Raw genomic sequence first — 23676 nt, 5'->3', positions numbered from 1 at the left:
ATCGAGTTAACGGGGTGCATGACCGGGGCTAACCCAGACAGCCCGCCTCGGTGGCGAACTCTTTGGCTCAGGCAGCGAGTGCCGTCTCCTTCGTAGCGAGGCGAGCGACAGGCAGTCTTCCCGGGATCACCACCGGGACGGGCATTGTCCATTCGTGAGAATGGTGGGCTAATGTTTTCAAAAAGGAGTTCACCTTTCTATCTTCCATCGTTGCCAAGAGGCGGAGGTCTCCGGTCACCCGATAGGCTGGTCCCTCTTCGGTCTCAATGGGTTCAAGCCAAAGTTCATCAATGCGATTCTGGACCTCCTGCTTGGCCTGCTCAGGATCGCTTCGAAGTACAGATGCGATGTCAGTCAGCTTGCGAGCGAGAAACTCGTTCAAATCCTCCTCTGAAGCAACCTTCGGTGGAGGGGCCAATGGCTGCTCCAGCTTAACCGTGATTGCCTGCAGTTCCTCTACGGTCGTAGCAAGCCGGTCCGAGATTGCTTGGAACTTCGCCCCCTGCGCAATTGCAGCAATCAGATTGTCGCGCTCCTGCATGAGGACCTTCTGCCGACTCCGCATGTCATCGATAGCATCCTGGTTCCGCAAGCTTGCCTCGTACGCATCCACGGCATCTTGCATCTGCGCCGAAACTCCTCGACGATCACCTTCCGAATCTCCGGGCTTTCCAAATTTGCCGCCAAGGCCGCAAGCAACCGCTCTTCCAGAAGCACCTGGGAGACCTGCAGCGCGTTGTCGCAGGTGCCGTTGAATCTATGGCGATGACAGCCGTACAGAGGATCTTCTTTCTTCGCCTGGACGATGTTGATCTTTCCGCCGCATGGGCGGCATTTCATGGTGCCGCTGAAGATGTACAGCCGACTCCGGTCGGAGCGATTGAAACCGCCTCGTCTTCTTCCATTGAACTTCTTATGGCGAAGCTTTGCCTGAGCCGCATGCCACAATTCGTCGCTCACAATGCGCCATTCGGGCTTCGGCACAGTAACCCATTCGGATTCAGGCCGAGGGACCATGAGTACGGTTCCGGTCTTCGGGTTCCGGACCTGTTGGCGCTTATTGTAGACATGGACGCCGATGTACTTCGTGTTCGTGAGCAGGCGGATCACCGTCCCAACATGCCAGACCCGCCGCTTCCCCTTCTTGCCGTCCAGCGGTGCCGGTATACCCTCACGGTTGAAGGTCTTGGCGATCTGAGAGGCGCTGATACCGCGAGCGCACATGGTGAAAGCACGAACTACCACCTTCTCTTCCTCAGGGTTGATCTCGTAGTTCACCCCGTGTACCTTCGGACGACCGTACACGTGCTTTTCCACCCGGTCCTCCACCGGCACATTCTTATATCCGTAGGTACGTGCACAACCGATGAAGCCGTTCAGCACTCGCCCGCGCTGACCGCGCTTCACGTTGTGCCCCACCTGCTTCGAGTAGTGCTCATCGTTGCGACCGTACATGATGAAGAGGTCGCGGAACATCGGATTCGTTGAGCGAAGATCGTTGTCAACGAAGTACAACTCGATCCCGTAGAAGATCAGAAGGTCGATCAGCGGCAACATGTCAGAAAGATTTCGGCCAGCCCGTGAGGTCGAGTGGAAGATGAGGACGTCGAAAGGACGTGGCTTCTGCCCAGCCAATTCCACAAGCTCCAGTAATCCACGACGTCCTACCAGCGACTTCCCACTCCGTGCCTTGTCGAACCGTTCGAATTCCTTCAAGATGACCCACCCGTTCTTGTTCGCCGCTTCGCTGCACTCCTTAAGCTGATCGTCAATTGAGGTTTCGCGCTGCCCCTTCTCTGAAAAACGCGCATAGACCGCTGCTCGCTTCCCCGGTGAATCCCCGAGGCCGTTTACTGTCGCACCTGCAAAGCTCATATAGTCTCAGTCACGCGGATTTTTGCCGCGTGCTCCTTTGCCAAGAACCGGGTAGACAGATTGTTGGAAATTACTTTGTTTTGACGCTCGGGTAGCTCGATACCCCGTTCCGCAAAGAATTGACGGACGAGCAATGGCACCAACCATTCCCGGGCCACTGACCGTAGGCCATCCTGGTCCGGCAGGCCGGGGGAGAGTATCAACTGGACGAGACCCTTGCCTGACCAAGGGTCGATCTTCTGCCAGCAGACCAGAGTCGCCCATCTCCAAAACACTGCCTTTTCGTTTGCGTCCCATTGTCGATTTCCTCCCAAGCAGCAACAATCCATGCGGCGTACTCAAGGGAATGCGTGCTACTACACTCTGCCCAGCAGAGCGCTAAATCGGAGAAGTTTCAGGGAAGTTTTTTGTGGAGACTGCCTTGAGCGTCAAAAGCGATAGTTGTCCGGAGCGGAGACTGAGATCGGCGAGCGACGATTCACTCGTGTCTCTGGAGTGTATCCGAAGCGTTTGGAGGTGTGTCATCGATGGCAACCGCTTTCGCAGCACGATCTTTTGAGTGGTTCGTCCTGTTCTCGCTGATCTTGACTTGTATGCACCCTTAGTGTCGAGCCTGCGTGGCGGGTGATGCGGGCGCGGCGGGCGTAATCGTCCAGTCATCTTCCCCTTGGTAGGTTTTCACCTCTCCTTTGATTTTTCTTCTGAAGAACCTTTTTGAAAAAGGACACCCGCAACACCCGCAATCCTGCATAAATGCAATGGAATCGTGACATTGCGATGCGGGCGTGTGTGCGGGTGCGTGCACCTCGCACGTCCCGCGCAACGCCGCAGTACAGACGACGCAGTACAGACGACGCAAAGATAATTCGACAAAGAAGCTTCAATAATTCTGCCCGGAGTGTCGGCAGCGATATTTCCTCTACAGGGGGCTAGAATTTCCGACGCCATAATGACTGGACCAGCCACAGGATTCACCATATACGACGTGCTCGCACAGGCAGGTGTCGAGCACACACGCGGCAAAATGATCTGCTCGCTATGCCAAGCTCGGAAGGTCACTGCCTCCGAATCAAAGGGCATCGCCAAGTGCTGGGGGTGCGGCGCTTTTTGGAGCGTCCAGGGTGGCGACATCAGTTCACCAGATCATGACTGGGCGATCTACCTAATCGGCGGTATCGCCTCCCGCTGCCAGGTCCATTTGCCGAATTGCATTGAGGCTCTTGACTGGCTAGACCATCGGCGTCTCCCAACCAATGATCCCAAATGGATGGCAGACCAGGATCTCGGCGCTATTCCCCATAGCTTGTATGTCAATGACCTTGTGATCATAGCTAGAAAGTTATTGGATGAAACCACGGCCATGAGACAGGAGCAGGCGAAGCAGATCGAGGCCGCCGCACAAGGTAAGGGCATAAAGGCTTCCCGGATTGCCAAATTCAAAATGGAGGAAATCAACAGCAAGATCGAATCTGACAAGAAGGAGTTCGAGGATTTTGTACGTGGCATTCTGCCTCGGCTCGAAGACACCGCTTGGCGCAATGCGCTCGTCTATATCTATCGCGACGCGGACGGTCAGCCGTGCTCCCTCAACGTTCGCCAGTACACCACCGAACCGGGAGAGCGGAAGGTAATGCGGATCCAACCTCGTGTCGGAAAGCGTGGTGTATTCGGTGCTCAAGATGCGAAGTACCTCGTGGAAGAGGGATGGTCCAAAGAAATGCCCGCACTCACCATAGTTGAGGGAGAACACAATCTTCTCGCTTTGCGAGCGGCTGTCGAGAGATGGGGTCCCGACTATTTCATCCCGGCAATCGCGGTCGGTGGAAAGAACGGTGCGGACGTCGATTGCATCAAGGTGCTCGCTGGTGCTGACGAACCTCTCGTCGTCTATGACAACGACAAGGTGAATCCTGCGACCGGACGTCCCGGCGGTTATGAACTCGTGGAGGCGGTCGCGGCCAAAATGTACTGCCATGCCGCAACCACTCCAACAAAGGACCTGGACGATTACATCACGGCGAACAAGAACCTGACGCCCGAACGGTTGTATGACAACGTGTTCTCACGCGCTAAAGCCGTACCGCTTAAGATCGAAACAATGCGTGGAGTGGTTGCAGAGTACCTCACTGCGGACGACATCGAAGCGAACGCTCGGGAGATCGCGGTTACTGATCTCATCGTCCAGGACCTGAAGCGCCGGGCAAAACTTTTCAATGTGGATGGCTATGCACTCCTGCTCTTCCAGACCGACGACCTAACGACGGACCAAGTGCCAGTGCGCAAGGGAAATCCCACCTTTCATGCCTTGATGCGGCAGTACGGGATCTCCAAGCCTGACTGGATTGACGCATGTGGCAAGGCGATAAACATCGAGGCTGCCAAGCGCGATACGCCTCGCCGGACCCTGTACGCAATTTCGGCCTGGGTGAACGGAAAGCTGTACATCAATTGCTATGAAGGGTCGATGGTGCGCATCTCGGTCGTGAACGGCAAAGTCGTTGTTGAGCGAGTCCCGAGCGGTGCAGACGGCGTCCTGATGCAGCGGTACGCTTACTCGCTGGACGACACCGAAGCCCAGACCCGCCCGTGGCTCGACCCCAAAATGGATCTCGGCAAGATTGCACTTGGGTCGTTGCGCCACCGAGCAGACTCCCGTCTCGGGACCACGGTCCTCGACAAGGTCAACTACACGGAGCGGCCCAAGCATTACAAACAACTGTTGAAGTGCTGGATTCTTTCCACCTTCTTCTCCACAACTCAGAAGAGCCGTCCTGTGCCGATGATGGAGGGTAACGGTGGCGGCGGCAAAACCTCCCTTGGTGTCGCTCTCGGAAACATCCTTATAGGTGAGCATTTCGCTGCTACGAACGCCCCTTGCACGGCCAGAGAACTGGCCGAACTGATGACAGGCGTGCCGTTTGTGGTATTCGACGAATGGGACGCTATACCCAAAGAAGTTGAAAAAGCCTTTAAGCACCTCACCACTGGCGGCAAGCACAAGCGGCGTGAGTTGTACACCACAGCTACGGTCATCGAACTTAACTGCGATGCCACGATCATGCTCACCACGAACGCCAATCCCACGCGGGAGGTCGCGACCTCCCGCCGCTTCCTCGTCATTCCGGTCGCACCGCGCCAGAAGGAAGCTGGCGAGCGAGTCTTTCAGTCTGTCGGTGACCACCTGCTTCCGAACCTCATGTCCCTGCGCGAAGCCGTCTGGTCTGAATTATTGTCGGACCTCTCTACATGTGTGCTCGCCCTGCACAACACGGATCCTTCAATCAAGACCTCGTTCTCAATGGCCGACTTCGGGGTATTCGTCGAGCGGATCGCGAATTACGAAGGCTGGGGCGATCAGGCGATCGAGATGCTCCTGACCACGGAGAAGAAGCAGGAACAACAAACGGCAGAGACACAAGTCCTTGCGGAACTGCTGCTCGAGCTATTTTTGAAGAAGCCCGAGTTGCAGGGCCGCTATTTCACCGCGCACGAGTGGTCCGATCATTTCCAGACCGTCATCTCAGAGCACGATCACGACCGCAAACGCAAGGTAAATCCTAATTACGTACGCTATACGTTCAAGGTCTTCGCGGACCTATAAGCGCCGATTCAAGATGACCGAGGACGAGAATAAACATTCCAAAATCGACGTTTTCGCATTGCAGATGCCAGTGAGCGGCTTCGCGGACGAACGCGGGGCGGCATGATCTCACCAGAAGCGGTGGAAATGTGGGAATGGTGGCATTCTGTGTGGGAGAAATCACAAGCAGCATGTGGCCATGAAGCGTGGGCCAACATCTGGATTGGGGTGATGTTGCGTCGGTACGCCGAGGAACATCCACATGGCTTGACACGCTTCAGAACCTCCAATGCATGGGCGAAGCTCCTCGAATGGCAGAAGACTCCACTGGACCACGACATGCCGCGGTACTTCACGATTGAGCTAGACTACTTTCTCCGCGCTGGAAATAACCACATGGGCTCCGAGAATCCGTGGTGGATTAGGCATCGTAGTGTACCCCGAGTCTGCAACAGTGGAGGGTTTAAGTATCTGGTCGCCGAATATGCTATTGGTCGGGTCAGAACACTCGAACAGGACATTGCCTTCGAACAAAACAAGCGCCTGAAGAAGGAGGGGCGGCTGCATGAAGAATTCATCCGCCAATATGGTTTCGCCCCTGAATGCGAGGACCTGTCGGACTTGGACTGCTAATGTGTGGGGGATTCCCCGGTTATCGGGCAATCACCGGCGGCTTCATCAGAAATGTGATGCCGCCTACTTCGTAGGTGGCCTTACCCTCACCGGCGGCCTTGTAGTGCACCTGTCCGGCCTGAACCTTGTCGAACGCGGCGGCAAGTTCACCAAGGACCTCCGGCGGCGCAACAGGAACATTATGAGCGCCGAGAACTACCTTGACCTGCGGCTGCAATGCAGCCAGCCTCCGCACCGAGTTGCCGTAGGCGACCAAATCCGTTTCCGGTCGGTAGAGCCAGATGGGACCGGGATAATATGTGTCTCCAGAAAAGAGAAGCCGATTGGCTCGATCGAGCAAGCAGATCGAATCGGGGGTGTGCCCGGGTGTGCCGATAACCTCCAGCGTCCTTCCGCCCAGGTCGATACTGTCGCCGTCATGCAACCACTTCGTTACGTGCCAAGGCCGTGTTGTATATGTAGAGGGGTTAAAGCCTGCTGGAAGCGCACCGCATAGCTCCCCCGGAGCGATCTCTGCCTGCGCGCCCGCCTTCGAGCCTTTTGCGTTCTGCCTGGTGAAGTCCGTGTCCATACCGTACACCGTATCGAATTGCCAATTGTCTCCAACGTGATCGTCGTGCGTGTGGCTATTGAGCACGGTCACGGGCAAACTACTGAGCTTTGACGTGAGGGCCTTCAGATCGCCGATGCCCATTCCCGTGTCGAAGAGCAGAGCCCGCGCGTTCCCCACGATGATATAACTGATCGTCTCTTCGGACTGGTGCGGCTCATAGATCGCGAAGACGTCCGGTGCGACTCTGTAGACCTCAAACCATGTGTCGGCGACATCAATTCGTTGAAACTTCGAGTACTCAGGCCGGGGCAATTTCTGGCACCACGCGGGTTTCTGAAATGTCGTCTGTGCGCTTGCGACGATTGCAGCGCAGCCAATCGTCGCAGCAAAAATATGAACTCCAACGTTCTTAAACACCGGCATGCGAAAAAATCCCCGATCGAAACCGTTAATTGGGGAACAACTGCTGAGTCGGCTAAAAGAGTACTCGTCAGCCCTCTGTGGATCGCTAAGGACGAACTTGCCGCTCCTCCAGCCATTCCGCAAGCGCCACCGGATCAAACTTTACTTGTCCTAGAATTCGAAAGTGCGGGACCAATCCAGCTTTCGCTTTACGGTAGAGCACTTCCTTATTCATGTCCAACAAAGGCGCTACCTCCTTTGCATCCATCAAACCCTGCTTCGTTCTCAGCTTTGCAATCACTGTCATATGATTTCCCCCTGAAAGCAAATACTTCATCCACTCGACTCTTCTAGATTTTGGGGAGATTAGGGCTTCGAATTTTCAAGAATGGATGTTTAGGACTGAAGAGATTCTTCGAAACCACTCCCTGGAATTGCGCCCGTATCTTGAGTCTATGTTTGCCAAATGACAAGCTGAAGTCGTCGTTCGCTGTGGTCTAGGGACAGTCCGCTAAGCAGGCTTCATGATTCGTAGAGGTGGAGTTTCCATCTGCGGAATACCCAACCCATCAACTAAGGCACCTGACTGACCGGCGGTCCACAAATGGCCCTATTGGACAACGAGCGTCAGATTTTGTTTGATGCTTGTGCTGCCAGTGGTTGCAGTGACTGTGAGTGTGTAAGTCCCCGCTGGTGTAGTCGGTGGTGACGTGGGATTTGACGGCTGAGTATTGCCGCTACTCCCTCCGCCACATCCTGCAAGCGCGCACAATGCAATTACGGTAAATAGGCAACCGCTCAGGATTCGGCGACCCTTACTGATCTGAAGGAGAAGAGGCAAAAGGAGTAAAGATGCCACTCCGAGACTTGCCAGACGGAGCTTTGAAGCCGGTAATATCGAAGATGATTGTGTAGCTGTAGTTTTTGCAGTTACCGTGAAATTCGCTGATCCGCCGGACGAGAGGTTGAGGCTCGTCGGGTCAATAGCGCAGGTGGCATTCTGCGGAGCCCCGCTGCAGCTCAGTGAGACTGTTCCGCTGAAACCCGTAGCTCCAGACAGTGAAAGATTGTAGGTAGCTGTTCCCCCACTTGAGATTGTTGCCGAAGTCGAGCCTCCAATAGCTGGGCCAATGCTTACCGCTGAAACACCCGTACCGGAGAGAGCGATTATCTGCGGGCTATTTGCAGAATTGTTGGTAATCGTGAGGGCTCCGGTGATCGCTTCTGCGGTAGAAGGAGTAAATACGACGGAAATCTGGCAGGCAGCACCTGCAGCGAGACTGGCTCCGCAGGTATTTGTCTCAACAAAATCTCCACCAGCGGCGATGGAACCGATCGCAAGGGCTGCTGTTCCTGTATTGCTTAGGGTGATCGACTGTGCTGCGCTTGCGCTACCTTGCGCAATATTGCCAAATGCAATGCTTGTTGCTGACAACACCGCATTCGGAGTTGCCGGCGGAATAACCGGACTGATGGTGAAGGTTTGCGCCACTGAGGAACCGCCGCCTGGCGTAGGGCTTGTCACTGTTACCTGCACCGTCCCGCTTTGGGCAATATCTGTAGACGCAACTACTGCGGTGAGCTGAGTGCTGCTGACATAGGTTGTCGGAAGCGCAGTGCCGTTCCAGGACACAGTCGAGCTTGAGACAAAGTTGGTTCCGTTCACGGTTAGCGTAAACGCTCCGCCGCCTGCTGCTGCCGAGGCAGGCGATATGGAACTCAGTGCTGGTACAGGATTGGATTGAGTGGAAGTGAGGGCACTGCTGCGCGTAAGGTAGAGTTCCTGATCTGTAAGGTTCGCTCCAGCAGCCATAAACGCGAACCCATCTGATCCCCAACGCACGAGATTGCTGATGATCGGATAGGTAACTTGGGGGAAGACCAAGGTGTTTAAAAGATTGAGTGATTGGCGTCCAAACGCTGAAATTGTCGTGGCGATGTAACTATTGTTATAAAGTTGCGATCCGATTCCGTAAATGGCTCCAGGCGCAGGATCAAGAGTCAAACTAAACAGGCTTGAGTATGCAGTTTTGTCAACAGGAAACGTTCCTACCTGAGATTCTTTGGATGGGTCCCACACTTGTCCAGCACTTGTGTAGAGCAGCGTTCCATCTGAAACAACTTGATCCCCTGGGGGGTTATTCCCTCCAGGATTTGTAGCCGTATTCGGTGTATAGCTCAGTCCCGAACCACCTAGGTTGATGATCGAGAAATAAGCATCCACAAAAGGAAGCGAATAGATCGTTGGTGGATTGCCAACAAAAGCAAAGTTGTTGACAGTTATCGCCGGCTGGCTGTAACTGGTCGGGATGTAGTTGACAAGGCCGTTGTCGTTAAACAACGAGATCATCGATCCTTGCGCCAGCACTGCTTCCTGAGGTGATCCTGGAACTGCATGCAGATCGGTAGCAGGAAGAGTCGAGCAACCCGGACAGAAGGGATTGGGCGAAAACGGAAATGTACGTTCAACTGCTTCCGTTTGCAGATTGATGCGCTGCACAGTTTGATCGCCAAACAGCGCTACATACAAATACTTGCCGTCATCAGAAGGCGCAAGCAGCCTCGGGTCATTGCCAACTGCAATCGGCGTGCCTGGCGTACCCGTCGTAGGATCAATCGGCAGGATAGTATTCGCATTGGCGATAGCCGATGCAGGAATTGCGACATACAAAAGATTTGAGCCTGGGACAACTACTACAGCCGATGGACTAATTTGCAGCGTTTGATACGGAGTGATGGTCGAGGGAGTGCTTTCGCCGCCTCCCGGGGTAGGATTTACAACTGTGAGCGGAACTTCGCCGAGCGAGGTTAACGACGAGGCAGCAATCGTGACCTTTAGCAGGCTGTTACTTCCAAATGTAGTCTGTTGTGAGACGCCATTCAGTTGTATGACAGACGCCGGGTAGAAGTTGCCTCCGCTAACCTGCAGGGTAATCGGTCCATTGTTGATCTGCAGCGTTTGCTGGGGCGGCCCATATTGAGTTCCAACAGAGCTGATAGTAGGCACACTGTAAGTGCTATCGCCGGTTCCGGTAAGAGCCACGACCAACTGCGGATGTACCGGATCATTCGAAGCAATCGTTAGAGATCCAGATAGCACACCTGCTGTTTGAGGTGAAAAGATCAGTTGAACGACGCATCCACCCGACATACTCCCGGTGCAGTTATTTTGCGCAATTGAGAAGCCGCTGCCGCTGATCGCGATATTGCTGATCGTAAGAGATGCGTTTCCTCTGTTGTAAAGATTCAGCGCAACTGACGGACCCTGTGTACCGACCATGAAATGTCCGAGGTCAAGTGGATTCGACGCCGGCTCCAGATCAGGAGCTACTCCCTGGCCGTATACCTGGATCACCTGCGGAGAAATTGCCGCATTGTCGGCGAAGGTGACCGTACCTGACAAAGCACTGTCGTCAACAGGGCTAAACGTTAGGGTCACCGGGCAGGATGCGCCCGGAGCAATCGATCCGCAGCTTTGCGCCGCCTTGACGGTCGAGGCTGACGATGTGATGGAGGAAAAATCGAACGGCGCGTTACCACAATTCACGATGGTCACGGTCTGAGTGGCAGAACTTCCTGCCGGCGTCTGGCCAAAGCTCGCGCTCCATGCGCTCGGGCAGAATGAAGGCGCCGCTGTTGCCATATTGATCTTTGAAATGAAAGCGTGAGCATAGCCGGTATTTGGATTCGGAGGTGGCGGCGGTTGCGTCTGCATAGCGCCTGATGTCGTTGGGAAATCGTTCGCGAAGGTTGTGCCAGCCACGATGAGGTTATTATCGGCATCAACGGCGAGAGCAGAAAATGTAGACCCTGGAAAGATGCCGTCCGTTGCGCTCAGGAAACTGCCGAATGCGAGAGTGCTAAGATCCGGGCTCATCTCAGCCAGGACCATATCCAACGCAGAAGGGGCAGTTTCCTGTTGGGAGGTGAATGGATTCTGCAAAGGAAAGCTCGACGAACCTGTCCCACCGCCTACGAACACGTTGAAATTGCTATCAACCACGATGGAGCTGAACGAAGTGCCTCCGTTTCCTTGTGAAGGCGCCCCGCTCAGATACGTAGCAGCCAGGACTGAACTTCCCTGAGCGTTCAGCTTGACGATATATCCGGAGTTGCAAGTGCAATTCGGTCCAGGAACTATACTCTGCTGATAGGCATTTGCGGTAACTGGCAGGGTAGATTCACTTGTGACGCCAGTGACATAAACGTTCCCATTCTTATCGACAGTCATCCCACCCAATGAATCGGTTCCCGGTACATAGGTAGCATAGTTGATTGCCGAAGCAGTGGCGTTTAGCTGCAATACAAAGCCAGAGCTAGGGTTCACTACATTCTGATATGCATTTGGAAAGTTGGGCGCAACAACTCCGGATGTCGTCGGAAGTCCAAGGCCAGCCGTACCTGCGAGCATTGCCTGCCCTGATGCGTCGACACTGATGCCTGTAGGTAGGAATAGATTGATCATCTGATCGGAAGGATCCGGCGTTGCGTTACCTGGGACTATCGTGGAATAGACCAGATTGCCTGAAGAGTCGACCTTCAGGACAAACATGCTGGTAATGGGATAACCAGGAACTGTCGATGAGAGCGTGCCTGTAGTGATCTGAAAATTAGGGGCACTTGTCACCCCGGCAAGGTAGGCATTCCCTGACCCGTCGATCGCCAACCTGCCGTAGTTGCCGTCGGTAGCGGAGCCCTGTGAACCGCCAATCTTCCCCACATAGTTAAACCCAGAACCATCTGCTTTCAACGAAGCTACAAAGTAGGCGTCATACGTCGACTGATATGAGGCTGACGGAACTGCTCCCGCATGCGGGAAATCCGTAGAGCTGGAAATTCCGCCTACAATGGCATTCCCGGAAGAGTCCACAGCGATCGTGCCACCAAAGTCATCGTTCGATCCGCCGAGATATGTGGAGTAGATCAGCGTATGGCCGGTAGGATCCAACTTGGCGATAAATACATCTTTGCCCCCTGCTTCCTGCGAATAGACCGGAGCTTGGGTGGGGAAGTCTGTGGAGCTGGTATATCCCGTGACATAGATGTTGCGATCAGCATCCGTGGCAACTGCTGTCACGTTATCTGCATTCGAACCGTCGAGGTATGTCGAGAACGTAAAGACGGGGTCGATCACCAGCGGATGCGCAGCATCGTATACGCCGAGATGGAAATGTACAGAGCCGTCTTTCTCCAGGGCAAATGCAGCATCCACGTCCTTACGCAGGCTCGCGAACATCTGGTAGGCGACCGGCTTTCTTAGAATCAGCGTCTCGCTACCAGCGCGGATCTCAAGATTTCCCTTATGAGAAAGTTCGACATGCTCCGATCCGCTTACTCGAAATGCAATCGAGGACGGATCAGCACCAGCCGCAATCTGAAAATCATGCTCCAACTCGCTGCCATTTCCATAAAAGGCCAGATCAATTCCAGGGTAGATGCTTTTGTATTCAATTCGCTCGTAGTTTGAAACGCCGCGAATCCAGCGGGAAGCATCTGCACCCAGCAAATAGTTGCTGTGGCTTTTCAGGGGATTGGTTGCGACCATTGATGAGTCATTATCCGGCCCGATGAGCCGCAATCCCAGGCGCTGATGATCACTGCTTTTTCCAGGCAGGAGAAAATCAACCCCTTCTCGAAAAAACATCGCATCCATTCCGTTGTGATGGGAAAGATAGCGATACTGCTGCGACGCCTGTCCCTGATTTTCCTCGAAAACCAGTGGCAGAGATAGATTCTGGCGCGATGCGCCCAGCGCATTGTTTGAGGGGAGGCAAATTAAAAGAACAAGGGCAGAAAGAAAAAAACGTACAGATCGTACCGCGTTCACCAGGGGTCTCCAAATGGGTGTGACTCACTTAAATTAATCGAGATGCGTCGATTCCGACCAGCAAATAATGAGCCGTCGAGCATTATGCTCTTCCGTTGAGGCAATTCAGAGGAAATGTTTCTCCAGCGTTACAAGCCCTGCTTGAACAAGCACTCATGACAGTTACAGAATGCAGGCATGGCACAAAGTACTGCGTTTCTTGGTAGTGTCCTAATTCGGGGCATTACCCGTTTCTTCGGTAATTTGCGAGCGGGGCAGATTTTATTTATAGTGTCAGCGATTTAGGCAAGGTTCCCCCGCCACGAACGACAGCGCGCTCCAACAACATCTTCATTGTGCAGTGTTCGTAGTAAACAGGGTTGTCGGTGTGTGTCCGATACCTCTGATTTTGGAGGCTTCATGCAGCATGTGTTTGCATCCGCAAAGCGGAGCATGCTTTTTCTCGCTCTGGTAGTTTTTCTTTCTCCGCCGTTGTTCGCTGCGACCTTTCCCCTGTCCCAGCCTCAACAAATGGAACACGGACTGCCGGTGGAATTTGAACCGAACCGCGGACAAGCACCACCCGAGGTCCACTACATCGCCCGCACTGCAGATGGCGAAGCCCAGTTGATGGCGGATCGCCTGCGAATCGTGCAATCGACAGCCGGCGCACCAAGCGCCGTGGAATTGTATTTTCCCGGCGCGAAGCCTGATCAAATTCGCGATGAGTCTCCGGCAGGTGGTTTCGTCAACTACTACAACGGGCGAAGTCAAGCTGCTTGGATCGCCCACGTTCCTCTCTATCGTCAGATCCGTTATCAAAATATCTATCCGGGAACCGACCTCGTTTTTCACGGAAAGGCAAACCGCCTCGAATACGATTTTGAGCTGAGCGCAGGCACAGATCCTGAGCATCTGCAAATCGGTCTCAATGACTCCTCGAAGATTCAGCCGCAACAGGACGGTAGCCTGTTGATTACGTCTGGCAGCTATTCCCTTCGCTTGCTCGCTCCAAGCGCTTTTCAGCAAGACGGTGCGAAAACGAAACCGGTTACGGTGGCTTATCAGATGCTTTCTCCCTCCAGAATTGGCTTCGCGATCGGTTCGTACGATCACACAAAGGAACTCGTCATCGATCCGGTTGTTACGTACGCGAATCTGCTCGCCGTTAATAGCAGCATTCAAGTAGCAGCAATTGCAACGGATGCCAATGGCGATCTCATAATGACTGGCAATACCTCTGTCAACAGTTACCCGGTTGTAAACGGGCAGCCTGGCTCTTCAAGCGGCAGCCAGCAGGTAGTTGTCACAAAACTGGACCCCACCGGCGCGAACATCCTCTATTCAACTTACTTGCCGGCAAGCGCCTTCAATACGGCCAGCGGGGTCGCTGTTGATGGGAACGGTAACGCCTACGTGATCGGAATAACAGATGCAACTGATTTCCCGGTTACGTCACAGAATCTCGGCACATGCGGCAGCTTCTGTAATGCCGGATTCATTACAAAGCTCGACTCAACGGGCGCGTTGGCCTACTCAACGCTGCTTGCTTCCGGTCAGATCCTGCCCAAAGCAATCACGGTCAACGCAAACGGTAATGCGTTTGTTTCAGGGCTCGCTTCAGACGGATCGCTCCAGACAGTGAATGCATTTCAGCCTTCCTATCAAGCGAGCGTCTGTACTGGATGCAATTCTGCCTTTTACGCGGAGTTAAACACTCAAGGCACGGGATACGTTTTTGCGAGCTATCTCGGCGCAAATAATAACGCAACTGGAATCGCTCTGGATAATAGCGGAAACATCTATGTTGCAGGTTCTTTCAACAATTACTATCAGTCATCTATTCCGCTCAAAGGCGAACTTCAATCTGGAATAGGCAGCTTATTTCTGACGAAATTTGCAAGCGATGGCAAGACGCTACTCTTTGGCTCTTTTCTCGGTGGAGAAAACTCAAGCAGTGAAACACCAGAGACACTCTCCGGCATCGCCGTCGGTTCGGATGGCACAGTGTATCTGGCCGGAGACACCACCTCATATGGATTTCCCTACACGATCAACGCATATCGTCATCCGTTAGGTAGGGGACTGTATGGCAGCGCTCAAATGTTTGCCATGGCACTCAATCCGTCCCTCACTGCGCTAACCTATTCCACCTACCTTGGAGACGGCTTCATGAACGCCATGACCGTCGATTCGCAGGGGAACCTCTACGCGGCTGGCTCAACAGGATCCGATCCGATTCAGGCAAACAATGCAGTTGTCTCTGACGTCGTGACCGGCGGTGTCTTTCTGGAACTGGACAAGACTGGCAAACCCGTCGAAACAAGCGCTTTCGGGGGGCATACGACCACCCAGATCCCGACCGCCATGACTATCGATTCGCTGGGGAACATCTACCTGGCCGGCAACCCTGGCGGAAGCAATGGACTCACGTCAACGGGCCTATGCTCGGGCCAGGATCTGATCGTCGTCGGGAGCAGTGCTTATTCAACAGAGGCCAATCTGGGAAGCGCATGCGTTTCGACGGGCGCGGGATTCTTCGCAAAAATCGCTCCCAGCGCGAACCCGCAGATAAGCCTTGGATATCAGCTTCCGTTCCTGGCCCTTCGTAATGTCGGCTCGGCAGACCTTCATATCAGCGACATCACTTTTACAGGCGGCCTCGCAAAAAACTGGGGAAACTGTGGCAACACAGTTCCTGCTGGAACCAGTTGCGTATTCACACTTACTGATGCGAATGGCAAGATGGCCCAAGGCTCTGTCACCATCACGAGCGATGCTTCGCCCTCAGTGCAGACATTTACTCCGTATCTGGACCCGCAAGCCGTGGGAAACCCGGTACCGGATTATCCCTGGTTTGATCTGTCGCAGCTTTACTTCCCGCCGCAACAAACAGGGACTTCAAGTGTCGCGCATCCTTTTCGCATCTGGAACCTTGGAGCTGCCAACCTTGCTCTGCAGTCGATTGCCGCTCAAGGCACTCTTTTGCAAACACACGACTGCATTCCCACTCTATCGCCCGGCAGTTATTGCACGGTCCAGGTTGTCTGGAAGCCGACCGACGGCACGGTAGGAGGCGGCTCTGTATCCGTGGCGTATGACAACGGAATACAGAACTACTACTATGTGCCCTCCCTGTTTCTGTCGAGTTCCACTCCACTCATGGTCTCGGAGACGAATGGGATTCCCTTTGGAGTACAAACGGTCGGGAATCCTTCCTTTTACCGCACGATTACGATCACCAACGTAAGCAATGCGCAGGCGGATGCTCCGAGCGTCTCTTTGAGCGGCGACAGCGAATTCACGTTGGCCGGAAACACCTGCACATCCAACCTCGCGCCTCAGCAGAGTTGCATTGTTGCCGCTCTTTTCACTCCAGTCATTGACGGCGACCGCTCGGCGACGCTGCAAATCGGCGGTGGAGCGTCTGCGTCGATTCAGCTTAACGGTACGGGCCAGATTGATTCCGCTGTAACTGTTTCTCCTCTCCAACTCGGATGGCCTCAAACCGTGCTCGGCTCCGGATATTCGCTCGATGAAACGCTCACGAACATCTCTTCGGTGAGTGTTCCCATCTCGAGCATCACGTTTTCTCTTCCTGACTACACTGAGACTGACAATTGCGCGGGCTCCATACCTGCGGCTAGTTCCTGCACAGTGCATGTCATGTTCCAGCCGCAGGATCTCGGCGCTCGCACCGGGACCATGACCATCAACTTTGGAGACCAGACGAACGCGCAGGTCATTACTCTTCTCGGCAATAGCGTCTACCCGGTTGAGTTGTCGCCAACCTCGCTTGATTTCGGCACGAACAATCTCGTCGGGAGTTCCAGCCCCGCCCAGAACGTCTCCATCTCGAACCCATACTCGGGAAAGACTCTGAGCTATACCCTTTCCGTTGACGGCCCCTTCACTCTTAACAATCCTTGCCCCAATCCGCTGCCCGGCTTTTACGGCTGTGTCATGTCTGTGACCTTCAACCCCACCGCCGCAGGACCACAGACAGGAAGCCTTAACGTCAGCACTCCCGGTGTCACCCTGAGCAGTTCTATCCCACTGACAGGAACGGCCTATACGCCGCCAACCATCAACGTTACTCCCAGCCTAGACTTTGGCGGCGTGCTAAACGGAACCAGTAGTACCCTGCCCCTCTTTATTACTGACGCAGGCAGCCAGGACCTCACGGTCTCCAGCCTCGCCATCAGCGGAACCAATGCCGCTGACTTCAGCATTGCTTCCGGCCAATGTTCCACTGTAAGTGGAGCAACCAGTTGCAAAACGAATGTCACCTTTCGCCCCTCGGCCACAGGCACCCGGTCTGCGGTGCTCACAATTACCAGCAATGCCGTGAATGGAACACAGACCGTACCCCTCACCGGAACCGGTCAGGCAGCGGCGGCCTCGCTCTCGACCGCGAGTCTCGATTTCGGCAACCAGAACCAGGGCACATCCAGCGCGCCCCTCCAGACCACTCTCACCAACAGCGGCAATGGGATCCTCACAATCACTGGTATCACCTCGTCAGGTGATTTTTCTCAGACGAATAACTGCGGCACGACTCTCGCGGCCAATGCCAGCTGTCAGATTTCAGTCGTATTCACGCCATCAACCTTAGGCGCTGAATCAGGAACCTTGTCTATTGCCGACAATGCAAGCGCAAGCCCGCAGACTGTTTCACTTACCGGAACAGGCACGACACCATCAGTAAGTATCGGCACCAGTCAAGGTGGGTCGACGATAAGCACCGTGCCAAGCGGGCAGCCTGCCACATACGGTCTAGTGCTGACCGGCAGTGCCGGCTTTAGCGGCACAGTAACGCTCGCCTGTTCGGGTGCCCCGCAGAACGCTACCTGCTCCGTCGATCCGACGACGTTGGCTCTTATGCCAGGCGGCTCTCAGTCTTTTGCGGTAAAGGTCACCACGCAATCCAGCACCACTGCATACCTCAACAACGCTACGCAAGTAGTCATGGCTGCCACTGGTATAGCATCCCTGCTTCTCGGATCGCTGCCACTGTTCAGACGCAGACGAGCCTGGTTCCCCATCGTCCTGTGCACAGTTGGGCTCTTCATTTCTCTAGCCGCCATAGGATGCGGCGGAGGCAGCAGTAGCAGCAATACACCGCCCCCCTCCACAACGTCCTACATCCCCGCCGGAACTTACAAGCTCACAGTCACAGCAACGGCAGGAATGGTCAGCACATCTCAGACTCTGACGCTAATAGTGCAATGAAAGATAGGGATAGCCAGATTTGCACCACCCCGTTTTGTCACGCAGAGCCTCCTAATTCCCTAATGAAGGCTTCGGCAGCAATCCTGCGGGGTTGTCAGCGATCCATGCAAGTGCTCGTTAGAAAGAACTCTCACCTGATGCGTCAAAAACGGCGAGGGAATTCCATCTTATTGGGTCAAGATTACGGGGTCCGACTTCAAGTCGGCTGGGCTTGCTGGAGTGGACCTTTCAACTTATGCGTACACTCCCAAATTTGGGGTCGAAGATATACTTCGAAACCACTTCTGGCTAACGTTGGCTAATGCTGGCTAATTTCTGGCTAACGTTTTGATCAAATTTGCGGTACATTGATCACGGTCACTGTATGTCAAAATCAACGACAAAAGTGACTATGAACCGCATGGTTATTGGGCGAAACTGAATAAGCCATCTGGTTGCAGAGACTTGCGAAATAGGACTTGGCTAATCCTTTCTTCGGCACCAATCGCTTTTTATTAATGGGCATTGTCATCTGTGGCTGACGTAGCTCTGGGCAAGCCGATTGCGTCCGAATAGAGGACGCCTTCTTCGAGCAGAGACAGTCCAAGAGCCGCTGCAAACCATCTGGAATGTCCTGCCACTCGCTGGGTTACAACGTAGAAAGCTATACTAGGTTTGTCGCCTTTCTACTGGATATCTTCGTGCACCTCGAACGCATTCTCGCAAAAACCCGGGAAACAGTTACCGAGCGCAAAGAGCGCATGCCGATCAGCGATTTAGAACAGCGTGCGGCGCGACACACACCACGAGGATTCGCTCAAGCGCTGCGAAGGAAAGCGGCGGAAGCGCCTGCGGTGATTGCCGAACTCAAGAAGGCATCCCCATCCAAGGGATTGATCCGTCCGGAATTCGATGTGCGCAGCCTGGCGGCAGAGCTGGCCAATTCGGGCGCGGCAGCCTTGTCTGTGCTGACCGATGAGCCGTTTTTTCAGGGCAGTCTGGAGAATCTGGAAATTGCGTCGGCCACCGTTACGATTCCATGCCTGCGCAAGGACTTTATGGTGGACGAATACCAGATCGTAGAAGCGCGGGCGCACGGCGCGGATGCAATTCTGCTGATCGTCACTGCGTTGACGGACTCCGAGTTAAAGAGTCTGAACGACGCCGCGCACCGCTACGACCTCGATGTGCTGTGCGAAGTGCATTCGGCCGAAGAACTGATGCGGGCACGTAATTTGAGTTGCGCAGCGTTCGGCGTGAACAATCGCAACCTAAAAACCTTTGAAGTGCGGCTGGATACTGCGCTTGATCTTGTGGAGCAGCTGCCTGCCGGAGCGGTACACGTCGCCGAGAGCGGCATTCACACGATCAACGATATGCAGCGGCTTCGCGATGCAGGGTACCACGGATTTCTTATTGGGGAGTCCCTGATGCGGCAGCCTTCTCCCGGCGTGGCTCTTGCTCAGCTTCTGCTGCCTGCGGCCACTCGAGTGTAGTGCAATGTGGATCAAGATCTGCGGCAATACAAATCTTGAAGACGCCCAGCTTGCAGCTGAGGCGGGCGCCGATGCTGTGGGCTTTGTTTTTGCGGAGAGTCCGCGTCGCGTGAATGCAATGCAAGTGAGCGTGATCACGCCTCACCTTCCGAATACGATCGAGAAATACGGGGTGTTTGTCGATGCAGACTTTGGGACGATCGCTCGAACGGTAGTGGAGAGTGGTTTGACCGGAGTGCAATTGCATGCGAGTCCCGATCCGTTGCTGACTTTGCAATTGCGCGATCACTTTGGCTCTACGCTGCGTATTTTGCAGGTTATCCATTACGCGCAGGACTTTGGCAAACAACTGAAAATCCTCCGTAACGAGAGAGCCATCGACGCTGTACTGATTGATTCACGCACAGCGACTGCCGTGGGCGGAACCGGCACTCGCTTTGACTGGCAAGCGGCGAGCCACGGCTTTCAGAATTCTTCTCCTCAGCTGCGGCTCATCGCCGCTGGCGGGTTGAAGCCGGAAAACGTCGCAGAAGCTATCCGCACTTTGCAGCCCTGGGGCGTGGACGTTTCAAGCGGAGTTGAATCTGCGCCGGGCCGAAAAGATCCAGTGCGGGTGAGAGCATTTGTCGCTGCAGCGAAAACTGCAGCGGAGCAAGTAGTAGCCTCGTTGCGATGATGGCGTAAGCTGAAAACATAAGGGGAGTTGTTCATGAGCGCAGTTACACATCCAGCCACGAATGCCATAGGTCGTTTCGGCGCATACGGCGGGCGCTACGTGCCGGAGACGCTGATGACGGCGCTCGAAGAGCTTGAGCATGCTTACGCGGAAGCCCAGGCCGATCCTACCTTCCATGCGGAACTGGATCTGCTGCTGCGCGATTATGCTGGGCGCCCGACGCCACTGTACTTCGCTTCTCGCCTGACAGAACAGTTAGGCGGCGCGAAGGTTTATCTCAAGCGTGAAGACCTGCTGCACACCGGTGCGCACAAGATCAACAACTGTATCGGTCAAGGGCTGCTCGCGAAGCGCATGGGCAAAAAGCGCATCATCGCCGAGACCGGCGCGGGCCAGCACGGTGTAGCGTCTGCTACAGTCTGCGCGCTATTTGGCCTGGAATGCGTCGTCTACATGGGCGAAGAAGACATGCGGAGGCAGGAACTGAATGTCTATCGCATGCGGTTGCTTGGTGCGGAGGTGCGCGGTGTCAGTTCCGGCTCGCGAACACTAAAAGACGCGATTAACGAGGCGATGCGTGACTGGGTCACAAACGTACGGACGACGCACTATCTATTGGGAAGCGTGCTGGGCGCGCATCCCTATCCGATGATGGTGCGCGACTTCCACCGCGTCATCAGCAAGGAGGCGCGGCAGCAGATGCTCGAAAAAGAGGGCCGTCTGCCGAATGCGATCATCGCCTGCGTTGGCGGCGGCTCAAACGCTATTGGCGCATTTTATGAATTCATTTCCGACAAAGATGTTCGCCTCATCGGCGTGGAGGCGGGTGGCCGGGGCACCGAACTTGGTGAGCACGCGGCACGTTTTCAGGGCGGATCACCGGGTGTGTTGCAGGGAACCTATTCCTACGTACTGCAGGATGAGGCCGGGCAGATTGCCTTGACGCATTCCGTCTCGGCTGGCCTCGACTACGCATCGATCGGCCCCGAGCACGCGATGCTGCACGATACCGGGCGAGCCGAGTACACATCTGCGAGCGATGAGGACGCATTGCGTGCAACCGTGAAGCTGGCGCGCACAGAAGGGATTCTGCCCGCGCTTGAAAGCGCGCACGCGGTGGCCGAATGCATCCGCCTTGCCCCATCGCTTTCGCGGCATGACATACTAATAGTCAATCTCTCAGGACGTGGCGATAAAGACATGGGCATTCTTTCGCGCGAACTGAAGCTCAAAGGCGCCTGACACCATGCCGATTCATTTCAGCAGCAAGCCGGGACTCGTCGTGTATTTGACCGCCGGCGATCCTGATTTGCCAACCATGAGTGAGATCGCGCTCGCCGCGATTGACGCCGGCGCGGATGTGCTTGAACTGGGTGTGCCCTTCAGCGATCCTTTGGCGGATGGTCCGGTGATTCAACGCGCCAGCGAGCGAGCAGTCAAGAGCGGCACGAAACTCTCAGATGTACTGGCGCTGGCTGCAGAGTTGCGAAAGAACCGCCCCGAAGTGGGACTGGTCATCTTCTCCTACTTCAATCCTGTTCTGCGGTTTGGGCTTGAGCGTTTCTGCGCAGTGGCGAAAGAAGCCGGCGTCGATGGCGTCCTCATCACCGACATGATCGTCGAAGAAGCCGACGAATATCTGGAGCATCTGCGCCGCCATCAGTTGGCTCCCATTTTTCTAGCTGCACCTACAAGTCCCGATGCCCGACTAGAGCGCATTGCACGGACGTCGCAGGGATTTGTCTACGCGATCTCGCGCACCGGTATCACCGGCACACAGCAGACTCTGGCGACGGACGCTGAACAACTGGTGAAGCGCCTGCGCAGATTTACCGACTTGCCGGTTGCTGTCGGCTTCGGTATCTCAAACGCGGAGCATTTCGCCACGGTTGGTGAATTCGCGGATGCGGCCGTCGTTGGTAGTGCCATCGTTGCTCTGGTTGAGCAGTCGACGCGTGAAGAAGCACCCAGCACCATCGCACGATTTATCAAGGGTCTGCGCCAACCCATGGCGCTGGCCCGATAATTCCGCTTCAAGATTCCTGGCAATTCAACTCCGGCGCAGGCGTATAGTCGCGCGCTCGATGGAAGGACACATGGACATTGAAAGCTGGCGCAAAAAGATCGATGCAATCGACCTTCAGATTGTGGCACTCCTCAGCGATCGCGCAGTGGCAGCGCAAGCCATCGGCAAGCTGAAACAGGCAACCGATCTACCCGTGTACGAGCCGAACCGCGAGCGCGTCATTTTCGAGAAAGTGCGCGCAGCCAATAAGGGCCCCCTGCCTGACATTGAGCTGGTGCACATCTATGAGCGCATCATTGATGTGATGCGAGCGCTGCAATCGGATGAATTGGCCTCACAGAGATCTGCGTCCGCCAAAGGAAAGGACGCGCGAACAGGGGAGACAGGAAAGCAATCATGATCGTTGCCATGCAGGAGCATGCGTCAGAAGACCAGATACAAAGTGTAACCGAGCGGCTTCTGGAACTGGGCTTCAAAGTACATCGCACTACAGGAACAGTGCAGACGATTCTCGCCGGAGTAGGAACACCGGCTGCGTTCGATGTGAAGGATTTTCAGGTGTTAGACGGGGTGGCGGATGCATATCGCATTTCTTCGCCCTACAAGCTGGCGGGCCGCAGCTTCAGACCGGAAGGCACGGTCCTTCATTTCCCCAACGGGGTGACCGTTGGGGACAAAGAGGTTGTCGTCATGGCTGGGCCGTGTTCGGTAGAGAGTCGCGAACAGATCTTTTCAGCAGCGGAGAAAGTAAAGGCTGCGGGCGCAAAATTCCTTCGCGGAGGCGCATTCAAACCGCGCAGTTCGCCTTACTCGTTCCAAGGCATGGGCCTGGAAGGACTCAAGCTGCTGCGTGAAGTCGGGAACTCGACCGGGCTGCTCATCATCAGCGAGGTGATGGAGATTTCGCAAATTGAGCTGATGATGCCTTATGTCGATGTCTTCCAGGTGGGCGCACGCAACATGCAGAACTTCAACCTGCTCCGCGAACTTGGGCAGGTGCGCAAACCTGTGCTGCTCAAACGCGGGATCGCGGCTACGATTGAAGAGTTGCTGCTCTCGGCCGAGTACATTCTCTCCGGCGGCAACTACGAAGTGATGCTCTGCGAGCGCGGTATTCGCACTTTCGAGACGTATACTCGCAACACGATGGACATCTCCGCGATTCCGGTTATAAAGAAGCTTTCTCATCTGCCGATTCTGGGCGATCCTTCGCACGGCGTCGGCTTGCGCGACAAAGTTCCGGCAATGGCGCGCGCCGCAGTTGCAGCCGGAGCAGATGGTTTACTGATCGAGGTGCATCCGAATCCGGATAAGGCTGTCTCTGACGGCGCGCAGACGCTCTTCCCGGAGCAGTTCTCAAAGCTGATGCAGGAGTTGCGCGTGATTGCTTCCGCCGTCGAGAGGACTATCGACTAGCT

Annotated in this window: 14 protein-coding genes; 9 read left to right on the top strand and 5 right to left on the bottom strand. The window is 54.9% G+C overall.

Going from position 1 to position 23676, the window contains the following annotated elements:
- Positions 1–67 precede the first annotated feature (67 nt).
- Together H7849_RS23785 and H7849_RS23780 are read right to left on the bottom strand one after the other, a co-directional pair.
- On the bottom strand, positions 68–541 hold the full coding sequence (locus tag H7849_RS23785) for a hypothetical protein (protein WP_186742954.1): 474 nt from the start codon (positions 539–541) through the stop codon (positions 68–70).
- Positions 520–1875, bottom strand: coding sequence for a recombinase family protein (locus H7849_RS23780; protein ID WP_186742953.1), 1356 nt, complete (start codon positions 1873–1875; stop codon positions 520–522). Before H7849_RS23780 ends, H7849_RS23785 begins: the two co-directional genes overlap by 22 nt.
- Before the next feature lie 949 nt (positions 1876–2824).
- On the opposite strand from H7849_RS23780, the gene H7849_RS23775 reads away from it, so the two are divergent.
- Entirely contained in the window at positions 2825–5476 is a 2652-nt protein-coding gene (locus tag H7849_RS23775; RefSeq protein WP_186742952.1) for a VapE domain-containing protein, read from the top strand.
- Between the two features lie 102 nt (positions 5477–5578).
- Positions 5579–6088 carry a hypothetical protein gene (locus H7849_RS23770; protein WP_186742951.1) on the top strand — a complete coding sequence of 170 codons (510 nt, stop codon included), beginning with the start codon at positions 5579–5581 and terminating at the stop codon, positions 6086–6088.
- A 19-nt stretch (positions 6089–6107) separates the two neighbouring features.
- Here the strand turns inward: H7849_RS23770 and H7849_RS23765 are convergent, their stop codons facing one another.
- From H7849_RS23765 to H7849_RS23755, 3 genes are all read right to left on the bottom strand, one after another.
- Positions 6108–7064: an MBL fold metallo-hydrolase gene (locus tag H7849_RS23765; RefSeq protein WP_186742950.1), complete on the bottom strand. Its 957-nt coding sequence runs from the start codon at positions 7062–7064 to the stop codon at positions 6108–6110.
- Positions 7065–7149: 85 nt separating this feature from the next.
- Complete coding sequence (locus tag H7849_RS23760; RefSeq protein ID WP_186742949.1) at positions 7150–7380, bottom strand: helix-turn-helix domain-containing protein; 231 nt, start codon at positions 7378–7380, stop codon at positions 7150–7152.
- A gap of 273 nt (positions 7381–7653) precedes the next feature.
- Positions 7654–12870, bottom strand: coding sequence for a DUF7948 domain-containing protein (locus H7849_RS23755; RefSeq protein WP_186742948.1), 5217 nt, complete (start codon positions 12868–12870; stop codon positions 7654–7656).
- Between the two features lie 399 nt (positions 12871–13269).
- On the opposite strand from H7849_RS23755, the gene H7849_RS23750 reads away from it, so the two are divergent.
- From H7849_RS23750 to aroF, 7 genes are all read left to right on the top strand, one after another.
- Positions 13270–18081 carry a choice-of-anchor D domain-containing protein gene (locus H7849_RS23750; protein ID WP_186742947.1) on the top strand — a complete coding sequence of 1604 codons (4812 nt, stop codon included), beginning with the start codon at positions 13270–13272 and terminating at the stop codon, positions 18079–18081.
- 608 nt (positions 18082–18689) lie between these two features.
- On the top strand, positions 18690–19556 hold the full coding sequence (gene trpC / locus H7849_RS23745; RefSeq protein WP_186742946.1) for an indole-3-glycerol phosphate synthase TrpC: 867 nt from the start codon (positions 18690–18692) through the stop codon (positions 19554–19556).
- Between the two features lie 4 nt (positions 19557–19560).
- On the top strand, positions 19561–20232 hold the full coding sequence (locus tag H7849_RS23740; RefSeq protein WP_186742945.1) for a phosphoribosylanthranilate isomerase: 672 nt from the start codon (positions 19561–19563) through the stop codon (positions 20230–20232).
- A gap of 33 nt (positions 20233–20265) precedes the next feature.
- Positions 20266–21474, top strand: a complete 1209-nt coding sequence (gene trpB / locus H7849_RS23735; protein ID WP_186742944.1) for a tryptophan synthase subunit beta — start codon at positions 20266–20268, stop codon at positions 21472–21474.
- Between the two features lie 4 nt (positions 21475–21478).
- Positions 21479–22258 carry a tryptophan synthase subunit alpha gene (trpA, locus tag H7849_RS23730; protein ID WP_186742943.1) on the top strand — a complete coding sequence of 260 codons (780 nt, stop codon included), beginning with the start codon at positions 21479–21481 and terminating at the stop codon, positions 22256–22258.
- 70 nt (positions 22259–22328) lie between these two features.
- Positions 22329–22658 (top strand): chorismate mutase, encoded by a 330-nt coding sequence (gene pheA, locus H7849_RS23725; protein ID WP_186742942.1) that lies wholly within the window; start codon positions 22329–22331, stop codon positions 22656–22658.
- Entirely contained in the window at positions 22655–23674 is a 1020-nt protein-coding gene (gene aroF, locus H7849_RS23720; protein ID WP_186742941.1) for a 3-deoxy-7-phosphoheptulonate synthase, read from the top strand. Before pheA ends, aroF begins: the two co-directional genes overlap by 4 nt.
- Positions 23675–23676: the final 2 nt, after the last annotated feature.

Source organism: Alloacidobacterium dinghuense (genome assembly GCF_014274465.1).
In the GTDB taxonomy this organism is placed as follows: domain Bacteria; phylum Acidobacteriota; class Terriglobia; order Terriglobales; family Acidobacteriaceae; genus Alloacidobacterium; species Alloacidobacterium dinghuense.
This window is presented reverse-complemented; position numbering and strand designations above follow the sequence as displayed.